Consider the following 13,802-nt stretch of genomic DNA (forward strand, 5'->3'; position numbering starts at 1 on the left):
ATTAATAATTATCTCCTTCTTGCAAAATTACTTCACTGTATGCTAATTCTAAAATATTTCTGGCCAAAGCAAAGTCCATCCTTCTTCTTCTAACTGATTCCTTATTATTTCCTTTAAATGGTGATAATAAAACATCATTAGTATTTTTTCTAAAATTATTTAAAATTTCATTTGCCTTTTCTATTATACCATTTCTTTCTCTCTCATCACAATTATTAAATAACATACTACTAACTATTGTAATTGCTCTAGAGGTATTTTTAATTTTATTAACATCATATTTTAAATTTCTTACATCTAAAAACTCGATTTTATTTTTTGGATCTGTTGAGTCAATGCCCTTAATTGCAATTGTTCCTAATATATCATTGAATCTCAAATCATGCAAATTAATCTTCTTTGGAGATGGAGATGACTCAATTAAATGATCTAATACTCCAATATATTTATCATTTTTAAATATTCTAGTTTTTTTATATGTTTTTCCATTAAAGCATACTACACATATTGGTACTTCAGTGTCTTCAAATGGATTTGGTTCAATGACAACAATTTTATTTATATTTTTTTTAGAAAACTTTGAATTGATAATTGTTTCAGGAACAATTGCAATACCAGGCAAACCAGTTTCTATCATTTTTTCTAATGCAATTAGATACAAATCAGGATGTTCACTATCAATAAAATACATATTATATGTATCAATGTAATTATTTCTTGAACAACTATTTTTTGATAAATAAGGTGGATTTGTAACTATAAATGCATTTTCTAATATTGGTATTTTTGTTAAACTGTCATTTACACTCCAACCTAGTTTGCTATCAATATCATACCCTACATACCTTAGTTCTTCATTTGGATCTATTTTTTGTTTTATTCACAAAAATAAATCACCTGCCCCAGCAAATGGATCTAAAATTGTATCAATTTTGGCAATATATTTTCTTAAAAACCTCAAAACTGGCTTTGTTAATCATGTATTTTTTTTAGTAAAAAATTGTCCTAGTTCATTTTTTTTCATAATGCTATAATTACTCCAATCTGAAATATTGTTAATAATTTATACATAAATTGTAACATTTAAATTATAAAAAAAACACATTATTTAACAAATATCTAGTCTGCTGCCTATCATTGTTATGAAAACAAAAAAGGACTAAATGTCAAAAACTATCTATACAACATTTATTATTTATAATTCATCCAATTTTAATTTACTACCATAAAAATTCTGTTAATTCAGCAATTATTATTCCATTATTTGCATACTGAAATAATGTTTTGTTCTATTCAAACTGCTCTATTAGACTCATTGTTTATTCTCAAAGCAACACATTAAGTACCTAATGTTTTTTTCAGAAGGTCTGACTTGTCATTCAACAGGCATTAAATATATATCATAAACATTTAAGTTACTAAACAGCCTTTAATTTCAATAATCCAAATCCTTTATCTGATTCTTAATTTACATTTTTTAAATTAATTAGAATCTGCAACTTCTACAACTGCTTCAATAAAAATTTCGAATGACTTTCTGTTTATTGATGATTGAATTTTTAGGTTGTCTTCCCTCTTTTTTTTATATGCTTTTCTTAACTCATTTCACTTTTCCCCTTTAATTTTTTTTATATTATCTTGAAGATTTTGATACATGCTTAATTCATTTCAAGAATAATCATTTTTCTCTACTCTTTTAATTACAGACATTTTGTTTGTTTTGCCTATAATTTTACAAATAACAACATCATAAGAATATAATTCAACACAAGGTTTTTTTGTAATATCATACTTTTTTATGGTAATTGCAGTTGTTGAATCATAACATTTTCACCCTTCATCACCACTAAAATATTTTTGAAAAGCTTTAAAAAAATCATCCTTAATTTTCTTTGGTGTATTTTCATCTTTATTTTTTGATGAAATTCTAATTTGATAATCCAAATCAAATCTACCTTCATTTTTGTTATCATTTTTATTTTCATGAACTAGTACTAAATTTCTTTTTGCGCTACCAACTAAATACAAATTAAAACTGTAATTCAAATTTTTTCTAATTTTATCTATTGCTAAATTAATTTCACTTTTTCTTCCTTTAAGTTCTGCCTTAGTCACATATCTCATATTTAATATCCTCCATTAACAAACATTTTATGTCTTCAAAACATTTTTTAGCATTATTTATTGAATCTTGATAACCTTTCTTATATTCATCTGGTAAGGCATCTCCTAACTCAATAATTTTATTTTTGTATCAATCAAAATCTACATATATTAAATTGTAGTGCATTACTTTATTTCTTAATTCAAAAATTTTTTTAAATTGACAACATTTCTCAGGTTGAATTAACTCAAGTGATTTTAACTCCCCTAGTATCTTTCCCATTGTCCAACAATTGCCATCTATTTTATTAATTTCAACCAATGTAGTGAAATCTAAATCATTTGACTTCTCAAGTTTTCCATTACAAAACTTTGTTTTATTAATAAGTATGGATTTTATACAATCTTCAATTGTTCCAAAATATCTAAACAGCTTGTACTTTATTCTCTTATCATATCTAATTAAGTTAGAAATATATTTGTATTTAATTTTTTCTTTATTTAGTTTTTGACTAATGTAATCTGCAATATAACAGAAAGTCTTAAATCCTAATATTTCCTTATATTTTTCATATGATTTGCAATCATCATTTTCAAACTCTACTTCTATTTTTCCAAAACATTTAATTTCCATAACAAATCACCTCATAGTTTGATTATATACCATTTTTTTTAGAAAATATTGACCTATAATATTCTAAATTTAATATTTATAATTAAATATATTGATATTAACCAGTTTTATATTTTACTTTCTGTTATTTTGAAGTTTTTTTTAAATAGATTATTTTAAAAAAAAAACAACCTTTAAACTAAGCACAATCAATTAGCATTGCATCTACTTTAAGGTTGTTTGGGTAATTTAAATTTTACAAATGTTTAACAACATTTTTATATTTTTTTAAAACTTTTTCATTATTAACTTGACTACCTTCAATGTTTCCAGATTCAAAGACATCAACTGCAGTATCATTCTCAAGACATTTGACAATACCCTGAGAAATAATTACATTTAAAATAAAGGCTGAATTAATTGTTGAGGTTGGTCCAAACCCGGTGTTTGCAACACTTAGACTAGCATCCCCAATAACACAACAATTATTTAAATTAACATCTCCTCAATTGGCAATTACTTCTGAACTTAGTTTTTGATAAGCAAATGCTGAAATAGTTATAAGTTTTGTTGGGGTTTTTGTTTTAATATGTTTTGCAACTTCAACTGGAACTGCATTTTTTCCTGAAGTTGACACTAGTATAAATAAATCATTTTCTTTAAACTGATAGTCATTAATAAAATTATTAATGTAATCAGTTTGTTTTTCATAAAAGCTACTTTTTGAAGCAGATAAATGTAACATTAATGGTTCATGTAAAATTGGGAAAACGTTACCCAAGCCTCCAGCTCTAAAAAACTGATCTTGAGCTAACAGCCCAGAATGACCACAACCAAAAATATAAATTATACCTTGGTTGGCAATACATTCTTGAATCAAAGTGCTGGCTTGGTCAAAACCTTGGATGTTAACCTCTTCAATTTCTTTTAATTGTTTAAAAACATTTTCTTGATAAGTTTGCATTATTCTTGTTTGTTCTCACTTTCTGTTGTTATTTGATTGTCAATTTTAACTTTCTCACCTTGATTTGCACCCAAGGTTTGTTTTACTTTAATTTTTTTAACTCTTTCTACTTTAATTGGTTGAGAAATTTTAAAAATCTTGTTGAATTTATTTGAATAAGTTGATAAATAAAGACTAATCATAAATAATAAACCAATAGCTCCAATTACTCCTAAACCAATGGCTGCCATAATGTTACCACCAATTGCTAATTTAAATAGCATAAAAATAAAGTAAATTGGTAACATAATAACAAACATGTCATTATCTGCAGCTCATTTCATTGATTCATTAATTGTTCCTAATCCTCAACCACTTGCAAACATAACTCATTGTCCCAGGGCCACTATTGTTGAAGTAATAGCTCCTGCAACCAGTGCTCCAACTCAACCTCCAGATTTATTACCAAATACTCCAGCAGCTCCACAGTTGAAGAAGATAACGATCATTGATGGCAAGAACACATACCCAATTCCAAATCCTAAAACTACCATTCACAACATAGCAGTCACAAATCCCCCTAAGAATCCTAAAATAACTGCATTTGGTGCTTTTGTAAAAATTATAGGACAGTCTAGAGCTGCTTTTGCATTAGGAACTACTTTTGTACTAATTCCTTTAAAAGCAGGGATAATTTCACCAATAAACAATTTTACTCCATATAAAACAATAGCAATTCCTGCTGTAAACTGAATAGCTACAATTAATGAAGCCACAATGATGTTAACATTTTCAAAACCATACATTCCTTCAAATGCATTTTGTACTAAAATACTAGCATCTCCTGTTTTGTTAACCAAAGCCATAATTGCAATAATAATTGATCCTAATAACATTAAAAAGATCATCACAATTGCAGTGACAGCTGTGTTGTCACGCAATCAACTTAAAGATTTTGGTAAATTAATTTGTTCTGCATCTTTAAAAGTTTTACCTTTACTAGTTTTTGTCAACATGGCTCCAAACCAATAGCCCAAAAATCCTCCTGATGAACTGGTGTGACCAAAGCCAAGGTTGTCAACTCCCATGACGTCTTTTGTCATTTTTCCCATTATTGCTGGCTGCAGAGTTCAATATAACCCCATTGCTACAGAAATAATTACCACAATCATTCAAGCTTCAACTTGAGGGAAAGCAGTTAAGGCAACCCCAAGAGTTACAAAACTTGTCCAATACATTAAGTGCCCTGTTAAATAAATGTACTTAATTCTAGTAGTTCCAGCAATAGTTAAATTGATTAAAAAACCACAAGTCATAATTACAGGGACTCATTTTCCCCAAACATCAATTAAGGCATCTGCTGCTGCTAAAATTGCACCAATTGGTGATGAGTAAGCAGCTCCATAAACTGCTTGGACAGAATCAGGAGTCATCCCAAAAATAATAGTGTACATATCACCAAACATAGCACTAGCAGATGAAATTAATCCAGCTCCTGCAGAAATTATTAAAAATCCCATAGTACTTTTGATAATACCAGTAAAAGTTTTACTAAAACTTGATCTTTGAACAAGATGTCCTAATAAAACTATTATAGCAATTAAAAATACTGCTTGACCAAAAATGTTATTTGAAATTCATGATAAGATATCTAAAAATACATTCATTATTTAAAGATTTTTTCTAGTGCTACTGCTATTTCATTATTATCAAAGTAATTTTCAACAATAATAATTTGTGAGGGATGATTCACAAGTTGCTTTGCAAATTCACTGTTTGTAACAATGTAATCAGGGGTTTCGCTAACTACCATAGAAATACTTGTATTATCTACATCAGCTTCAAACCCTAGTTTTTTTAATTCTTCTTCAATATTCATTTTCAATAAAAGACTTGTTCCTTGTCCAACTCCACATACTGCCAAGATTTTTTTCATTAAGTTACCTCGTTTCATTTTTCTCAAACTATTTCTGAACTTTGTGCTTCAAGTAAGCTTGTCACAACTGCTTGGTTTGAAAGTTTACTTGAAATTTCTTTAAGTCTTTGTAAGTGTTCTTCATTATTGGTGCTTGAAATTGTCACTAAAATATACACTGGTCCACTGCTTGCTTGAAAGTCAATTCCCAAGGGAAAGATTGTAATTGAAAATCCTCCCTTAAAAACATTTTTACTATAGCTTGCATGAGGTAAAGCAATTTTTGGAGCAATCACAATATAGCTTCCAAATTTTTTGACATTCTCGATCATTTCAATAACATAGTTCTCATTAAAATAGTTTTCTTCTAATAAAGTTTGTGCAGAGGCTTTAATGGCCTCTGCCCAAGACATTGTTTTGTTAATAATTTTACAAAATTGTTTATCCATAATTTTTTCCTTTAAATTCCATTTAAATCATCCTCACTGTTTATTGTTTTAAGCATTTTTTCATTAACATTTTTTTTGAATTCTACAATAGTTTCAAAATATGGTCGGTAATTTTTTTTGTGTTGGGTATTAATATTAATTAAGAAAACAAAATACACAATTCTTTTCTTTCACATAATTCCATTTTTAAAAAAGAATAAGTTATAATCATTTTCTAAAACTAGCTCTGTTTCAGCATGGGGAATTGCTGTGAAGTCTCCAATGTAAGTTGAACTTTTTTGTTCCCTCTCAATTAAAGCACTTAGTAATTTTTGTTTAATGTTGGGTTGGTCATTTAATTTTTCAACAATTAAATTAATTGCTTCAAGATTATCCTGAATTTTATTAACTTGAATATAAAATTTTTGAAATTGATTTAAGTTGTTGTTAATATTTTTTTGATTCAATTTGGTTTTAATAAATTCAATAGTTTTATTTGTAATAATAGGATCAATATAAATTTTATTAATGTGATTGATATTTTGATCACCAACAATTATTAAAAAATCATTTTTATCTAACTCTATTTCTTGAAGTTGAACTGAAGAAATTAACTGAATCTTGTTTAATTGTTGAATTTCAGAGGTAATTTTGTGTAACAAAATATTTGAAACCACATTTTTTTCATCTGAAATTAAATAACTTGTGAACTGTTGGTTTTGTTGAGAATTAATTTCTAGTAAAGAAATATGGATTGCTAAAAAACCTAATTCTTGTTCACTGATATTTTTAAGATTAAACTCTGCTTCTAAAAATTTTGCTAACTTAATTGAAGTGTCATATTGTCATGGGTAATTATTTTTAATTTGATCAATATAAGGATTTTTAAATTCAATTCCAGTTGAATAGCGAATGATTAGAGCTTCAATGTGTTGTAATAAATTTTTATAAACTTCACTCTTGTTGATTTGGTTAACTTGTAAATTTGATATTAAAAAGTTATCTAACTTTTTTTCTAAGTCAAAAACAATTTTACTGTTAATTAACTTGTATGACATCAACTTAATTTCTAAGTAATAAATTTCATGAACTGGTAATTGCAAATTTCACTCTTGACTTATATAATCTAAAATTTTTGTCAATAGATTGTTCTCTTCAATTTGCATATTCTTAAAATTATCAAATTTAACTATCTGATTTTTTAAGATTCTGTGTATCATAATGTAAAAAATTTTAACAAATTCATTCAAAGAATACAATGAAACTTGTCTATTTTGAGAAACTAAATCTCGAAAAAATAATTGAGTTTTAAAGTATTCTTCATCATTAAAAACTAAATAATTTTCAAAAAGTTTTCTTTTTTGCTGCTCACTGTTGATTAGAATCAATTTGTTCCCAGCTTGGTCTTGTTCAAATTTAATAATATCTTGGACAAAATTTTGATTAATTGTTTTGATATCATCTTTTAAGACTGCAAAATTTATATACAGACTTTTAAAAACTTGATCAACATAAACTTCATTAGTTTCAAAAAGTTTTTGGACTATTCAATAAATGCGCTGGTTTTTATCATTGTAATCAACAGTTTCATGTGTGAGATTATGATGCAAAGAAATTGAGTGATCTAAAATGTAGTAATTGCCCTGTTTGGTTATTTCAATCTGATATTTAGACTTAAGTCTTAAAATATCAGTTCTTAAAGTGCGTTCACTAATGTTTCATTTATTAATTGTAGTTTGAATGTCTAAACACCCATTTGTCATTAATTCTTTTAGTATCTGGTCAATTCTCATCATCATTACCCCTTATCATTATCTTATTAATCCATAATTTTTTATATTTCTGCATTTCCAATTTTTTGGCAATCACCATTTTAGTAAATATCTGAATAAAAATAGACCGAAACTTTTAGTGCTTAATTCTTTTAAATGATAAATAAAAAAACTCTATTTGTAAATAGAGTTTTACATAAAATAGCCTGTTACAATTAAAACTTTTTCAAATCAATGAAATTACTAATAATATATAAATTCAACATTGACATAACTGTGATTCAAATATTGTATTCATCAGGATGAAGGTTTGGTTTTTTATAACTATCTCTCATTAATCCACTTCCAAAATAGCTATTTGAAACTTCTGACTGCAAACTTTTTAGATATTGAAATAAACTTGAATTATAAACTTCTAGACTAATGTATTCAGTTTTATTAATTTCAACTTGATCTACTCCAGTGAATTCTAGAGTTTTGAAATTATTTTCTTCCACTAAATTATTTTTTAGATAGTTATTTAAAAATAGGGTTTGTTTTCAAGTTTGAGTGTCACTTGTTAGGTTTAATTTTTGTTTTAACATAGATTTTTTGGTCAAATTGGATGTGACTTCTACCCCCAATTTGTTGATTACATCAAAAACCTTGTCAAACATATTTAAATGCCAATTTGCTATTGGTAGACTTTTAGCATAAAACAACATTGTTCAAGAACGATATTCAAAATCTAGTTGGCGTAATGTTTCAAAAACCAAACTTAGTGGTCCAGTTTCAATATCTGCATCAGTAGTTAAAAATCCTAAGCCAATCAATAAGATTGATTCATAGTAATTTTTTATTTCATTAAAATTTTGAATAAATTCATTTTCATGAATAAGTGCTGTCATCTTTTCATCAATTAATTTTGATGTGGCTATTAATTGGTCAAAATCACCATCTTTGATTTTTTCATTTAAATCTAAGGTACTACCTATTGTGTTAAGGTCTTTGCTCCAAATTTGATTGAAATTATTTAATTGTTCAAAATATTTATCAAATTCATTTCACTGTTTTAAACTAAATAATTCTTTTACCAATTTTTTAAAGTTTTTTAAGTTATTTTTAAAAGTAGCTATTAAATTTTTAACATCTAATCTACTTATAAAGTCTAAATTACATTCATCATGTTGCTTCTGACAACATTCATTTTCCATAATGTTACAACTGCATAAATCACAGATTTTAAGTTCAATAACTGTCTCCAAACAATAATTTTTTTTCATTTTTCTTTTCCTCATTTGGGAAGTAATTTTGATGGGAATTCATTTAGAAATTTATTATTTATCTCATTAATTTCATAAATCAATAAATTGCTATAATCATTTCTACTGTTGGGTGTAAAAGATGATTGAAAAATACTTCCTTGTAGTTTTTCTATTTACATGTTTGTGCTTAACTCTCAAAAAAATAATGGTTTTTGTCATCAAAACAATCTTTTGATTATTATTATTTGCACATACTTAAATTATATACATTTACTAATTAAGATATGAGTTTTTATAAGAAAAATTAATATTTAGTCTATTTTTTTAGGTTTTAAGTAAAAAAAATGTGGTTTTAACCACATTTTAGTTAGTCCTTAAGGTGACTTACGACTGTTTTAATATTTCAGTCATATTTTTGTAAATAATCTTCAATTTCATTATCATTTGTTTTACCAGTTAATTCCTTCACAATGTTTATGCATCTTTGTTGCAACTTTTTGTTTGTTGCTTTAACATCAATCATTAAATTTTCAAAAACCTTGCCTTTTTTAATCATAATTGTGGTTGAAATCATATTGCAAACTAATTTTGTAGCAGTTCCTGCTTTCATGCGAGTAGATCCAGTTACAACTTCAGCACCTGTGTCAATGCAAATAACATCCTCGCAGTAATTGGCAAATTCATTGTTTTTTGACATACAAAGAGCTACTGGTAGTACTCCAACTTTTGCTGCGTACTTCAATGCTCCAATTACATATGGAGTTCTTCCTGAGGCTCCAATTCCTACAATACAGTCATTGCTATTTAAATTAAACTTTTTGATATCTCTTGCAAAACCAGCGATGTCATCTTCAGCACCTTCAATTGGAGTTTTAATAGCCTCATCTCCTCCAGCAATTATGCCTATAAAAGTTGAATTGTCTCCATAGGTAGGTAAAATTTCACTAGCATCTAAAATTCCAATTCGACCACTTGTTCCAGCCCCTACATAAAAGATTCTTCCAGATGTTTTAACTTTGTTAAACATTTTATCAATTATGCTTGCTAACTTTGACAATTGCTCATTAATTGCTATTGCAACTTTTTGATCTTCAGAATTAATAATTTTTAAAATTTCTATTGTTGATGCTTTATCAATTTGCATGCTTTTGCTATTTCGTTTTTCAGTATCGATATTTTCTAATTTCATACTAACATCCCTATTCTAAAATAAATTTAAATTCTTTGATCAATTCACTGTTTTCAAGCATTCACTCACTGATTTCCACATTACCAATAATATTAAATGAACCATCATTTTTAGCAGTTTCTTTCCAAATATTAACCTCACCACAATACCTAAGATTGTTTAGATTGTCAATTGTCACTGTTTTTGGTTCTATTCAACCAGCATTATTCTTTGGGTTAATTTTTTGATTGGTTTTTGTTAAACTTCTTGAACTTTCACTTCTAATAATATATAAACTCTGATCTGGCCTCACTTTATGAGACATTTTTAAGATTTCAATGTGTTCATCAAGAATTTCTTGATTAATTTTGTTAAATCTAAGTTTGACAAAATTGTCTTGATAACTTGTCATTATTTTTAACTCTTCACTATTGGCCATTGCATCTCCAACACAAGCAATGTCAACTTTCATCATTAACAGTTCATTTAATTGCATATAAATGTCATAATTTCGGTGATTTTCTATGGTTGGCAAACCCTTAAATAAAGGTAATCTTGGTTTAAAATGTGAGCAAGTAAATGCTAAAACTTCAATTCCTAATGATTTATAGAATTTATTTTTTTCATAAAAATATTCTTCTGCTAACCCTGAAAAAGGTTTTGGATAAAAGTTATGAAAAACCCCTATTTGATTTGGGTTTAAACCCAAGTTCCTTAACTTATCAAATCCTTCTGCATCAATGGTTGATGCATTTAAAAAGATTTTAAAGGTACTAGTTTTGCAAAGAGACACAATCTCTTGGTCAGAAAAACCATAATCCAATCTTAAACCATAAATTGAAATGCTACTTAAATCGAGTTCATCATAAACTTTTTTTGAAATATCTATAATTGCTTTCATTTTTAAAGAATCTATATAATTTAATAAAGTTTTAAACTGTTCTAAAAGTTTTAAATTAGCTTCAGGAATGTGTAGCGACATAAACACTAACTCAATTCCCTGATTTTTTGCTTCACTTATGTAATTAAAGTAATCAGCATCACTAATTCCTAAACCTGGATAAACTGAAATTGCACTTTTCATTATTTAAGATCAACCCCCTTAGTTCCAAAGAAATATGTTAATAAAAACCCTGATATATAAGTCACTACTAAACCAGAAAGATAAATCAGCATTCCAGTTCAAGGTAAACCATTACTTGCAGACATTAATGGAATTGCTAATAATCCACTTGGGCCAAGAGCAATTGTTCCTACATTAATTCCAAATAAAGGCATTAATCCCATATATAAACCTCCAATTGCAGCACCGCAACATGCAGTAATAAAGGCTCTAAGTCTTGTTAACATAACTCCGTAAATTAATGGTTCTCCAATACCCAGGAAACCAGGAACAATTGCAGCACCAATTTCTTGACGGATTTTTGAACCTTTTTTTGCTTTAAAGTATAGTGCTAAAGCAGCTCCAACTTGGCCAGCTCCTGCAACCGCTACCAGTGGGAACAAAGTATTTAAACCAGTATCTGCAATTAGCATCAAGTAGATTGGTGTGGCACCTTGATGAACTCCAAACACCACTAATCATAATCAAACACCAGCAAGAATTGCTCCTAGTGGTGGAGTGGCTCACTTATTGGTTGTAACAACTTGGAAGAATTTTGACATCCCCAAGAAAACATAACCTGTTAATGGTACCAATAAAACAAAGTTAACCAAAATCATTATGACACAAACTGAGAATGGTACCACAAATAATTTTGCTCCATCTGGAATAAATTTATTAAATTGTTTTTCTAAAACAGCAGCCACTCCTGCAACTGTAATTGCTCCAAAAATAGATCCAGTTAATCCGGCAGCTTTGCCATCCCTAAAGACTCCCACTGTAAATCAGTTTTTTGAAATATCTGTTATTGGTATTCCTAAAAAAGTCCCTGAATTACCATCAATTTGGAATATGTTTCCTATAATTGCTCCAAATGCTGGTGTGTACATTGCGGCTAGCAAAGCTCCAATGATTGGAGTTCCTCCAAATACTTTTGCTGTATTTCACCCAATCAAAATACATAAAATTTGAACTAATAATGTTAATAATAAAGTTGTAATATTAATTCAAGAATTAGAAACTTGGGTTAAATTATCTTGACCTACTGAAGTCAGAATAATACTTCCAATTGCTTGTAAAACTCCAGTAGCTAAAAAAGCTGGAATAAACGGTGTAAATATTAAACTAATTTTGTTAAAGAAGTTTAAGATACTTGCTTTTGTTTTAGCACGATATCTTTGTTTAATGTCATGATTTTCTGTTTTAAAATTATTTTCATCTATTTTGTTAATGAGGTCTTTGTCTTCAACAGATAAATTGACATTGATAGCTTCAGTTTTTTGAGCATCAATCATTTTTCCAAAATCATTAGCAACTCTAGTTACAAACCCAGGTCCTAAAATAATTTGGTATTCATTTTGGTTAATGATAACTCCCATAACATTTTTTATTGATTTAAGATAATCAACATCAATTGTGCTTTCTTTTTTTACTGAGATTCGCAGCCTTGTCATACAGTTTGTATATGATTGAACTTGATTTTTGGCAAATGCTTTGGCAATATCTGCAGCAGTTTTTTTTGAATCTTTTTTTTCTTTCATGTAATCCCTCCTTGGTCTACACTACTAGCATACTTCAAATGAAAAATAGTAAAAGTGATTTTGATTTGATAGTAAAAAAGTATCAACTCTTGATACTTATTTTTCAACTTCTGTAAATTTTAAAATCCTACTGTATTTTTCTTTGTCTTCATTAATAATTGAAGAATATATGCAATCAATAGCAAACAAAATTGCAGTTCTTGAAGTTAAAGATGTGTGTCTAATAGTTGACTCATTTGATTGAACCACTAAATTAATATCTGAACTTTGTTGAACTGGATTATCTACATTTTTTGTGATTGAAATAATTTGGGGTTTATTACTGCTCTCATCATTTTTTAAGAGTTTCAAGAGTCTTAAAATTTCTTCAGTAACTCCAGAATATGAAACTATAAAAATTATGTCATTTTTCCCTAATAGTCTACTTAAAAAACTTAGATTGTGAATATCTTGAGAAATATTGCATATTATCCCCAATCTTTGCAATTTATTGTAAAAATCCCTGGCAACATTATAAGTTCCACCAAATCCCACCAAAATTATCCTATTACATTTGATGATTTGCTTTGAAATTGTGATAATTTTTTCTTGTTGTTGGTGCAATAAACTTGCAGTTTGATCAATTGTTTTAACTAGTTGTTTGTGAATGTTTTCAACAATATCATTGTTGTTTGAATCAGAAATACCACTTTCACCAAGTCTTGTTTCTGAAACATTCTTGAGAATATATTTCATTTCTTTATAACTTTCAAGATTCAAGTACTTGATGAATCTATGGATTGTAGCCACACTTGTAAAAGTGTTTGTGGCAAATTCTTTTATGTTCATATTGTAAATTTCTTGAATGTGATTAATAATGTAATTTGAAATGTAAAAATAAATGTTTTTGCCATCTTTTGCTTCTTCAACTATTTTTTCGTATATATCAAATTGACTCATTTCCTACCTCTTATTAAATAATTTAAAAGTTTTT

At 27.6% G+C, this 13,802-nt stretch carries 13 protein-coding genes; all 13 read right to left on the reverse strand.

Translation table 4 applies throughout. From position 1 onward, the window contains the following. Position 1: 1 nt before the first annotated feature. Positions 2-1,024 (reverse strand): DNA methyltransferase family protein, encoded by a 1,023-nt coding sequence (locus SCLAR_RS04500; protein ID WP_100254740.1) that lies wholly within the window; start codon positions 1,022-1,024, stop codon positions 2-4. A gap of 458 nt (positions 1,025-1,482) precedes the next feature. Further along, a complete protein-coding gene (locus SCLAR_RS04505) occupies positions 1,483-2,124 on the reverse strand; it encodes a hypothetical protein (RefSeq protein WP_100254741.1) in 642 nt (213 codons plus the stop codon). Next, positions 2,108-2,737 (reverse strand): hypothetical protein, encoded by a 630-nt coding sequence (locus tag SCLAR_RS04510; RefSeq protein ID WP_100254742.1) that lies wholly within the window; start codon positions 2,735-2,737, stop codon positions 2,108-2,110. Before SCLAR_RS04510 ends, SCLAR_RS04505 begins: the two co-directional genes overlap by 17 nt. Before the next feature lie 235 nt (positions 2,738-2,972). Then, the gene (locus SCLAR_RS04515; RefSeq protein WP_100254743.1) at positions 2,973-3,680 is read right to left on the reverse strand and encodes a sugar isomerase domain-containing protein; all 708 of its coding nucleotides are present in this window, start codon (positions 3,678-3,680) and stop codon (positions 2,973-2,975) included. After that, positions 3,680-5,326 (reverse strand): PTS ascorbate transporter subunit IIC, encoded by a 1,647-nt coding sequence (locus SCLAR_RS04520; RefSeq protein WP_100254744.1) that lies wholly within the window; start codon positions 5,324-5,326, stop codon positions 3,680-3,682. Before SCLAR_RS04520 ends, SCLAR_RS04515 begins: the two co-directional genes overlap by 1 nt. After that, the gene (locus SCLAR_RS04525) at positions 5,326-5,595 is read right to left on the reverse strand and encodes a PTS sugar transporter subunit IIB (RefSeq protein WP_100254745.1); all 270 of its coding nucleotides are present in this window, start codon (positions 5,593-5,595) and stop codon (positions 5,326-5,328) included. Before SCLAR_RS04525 ends, SCLAR_RS04520 begins: the two co-directional genes overlap by 1 nt. Then, on the reverse strand, positions 5,595-6,023 hold the full coding sequence (locus SCLAR_RS04530) for a PTS sugar transporter subunit IIA (protein WP_100254746.1): 429 nt from the start codon (positions 6,021-6,023) through the stop codon (positions 5,595-5,597). Before SCLAR_RS04530 ends, SCLAR_RS04525 begins: the two co-directional genes overlap by 1 nt. 11 nt (positions 6,024-6,034) lie before the next feature. Then, on the reverse strand, positions 6,035-7,798 hold the full coding sequence (locus SCLAR_RS04535; protein WP_169921853.1) for a BglG family transcription antiterminator: 1,764 nt from the start codon (positions 7,796-7,798) through the stop codon (positions 6,035-6,037). A gap of 191 nt (positions 7,799-7,989) precedes the next feature. After that, positions 7,990-9,036 carry a hypothetical protein gene (locus SCLAR_RS04540; RefSeq protein WP_100254748.1) on the reverse strand — a complete coding sequence of 349 codons (1,047 nt, stop codon included), beginning with the start codon at positions 9,034-9,036 and terminating at the stop codon, positions 7,990-7,992. 349 nt (positions 9,037-9,385) lie between these two features. Further along, a complete protein-coding gene (gene murQ / locus SCLAR_RS04545; protein WP_100254749.1) occupies positions 9,386-10,207 on the reverse strand; it encodes an N-acetylmuramic acid 6-phosphate etherase in 822 nt (273 codons plus the stop codon). A gap of 10 nt (positions 10,208-10,217) precedes the next feature. Continuing rightward, on the reverse strand, positions 10,218-11,270 hold the full coding sequence (locus SCLAR_RS04550; protein ID WP_100254750.1) for a MupG family TIM beta-alpha barrel fold protein: 1,053 nt from the start codon (positions 11,268-11,270) through the stop codon (positions 10,218-10,220). After that, positions 11,270-12,829, reverse strand: coding sequence for a PTS transporter subunit EIIC (locus SCLAR_RS04555; RefSeq protein ID WP_100254751.1), 1,560 nt, complete (start codon positions 12,827-12,829; stop codon positions 11,270-11,272). Before SCLAR_RS04555 ends, SCLAR_RS04550 begins: the two co-directional genes overlap by 1 nt. Positions 12,830-12,925: 96 nt before the next feature. Beyond that, positions 12,926-13,768 (reverse strand): MurR/RpiR family transcriptional regulator, encoded by an 843-nt coding sequence (locus SCLAR_RS04560; RefSeq protein ID WP_100254752.1) that lies wholly within the window; start codon positions 13,766-13,768, stop codon positions 12,926-12,928. Positions 13,769-13,802 lie beyond the last annotated feature (34 nt).

Source organism: Spiroplasma clarkii (assembly GCF_002795265.1).
GTDB classification, from domain to species: Bacteria; Bacillota_I; Bacilli_A; order Mycoplasmatales; family Mycoplasmataceae; genus Spiroplasma_A; species Spiroplasma_A clarkii.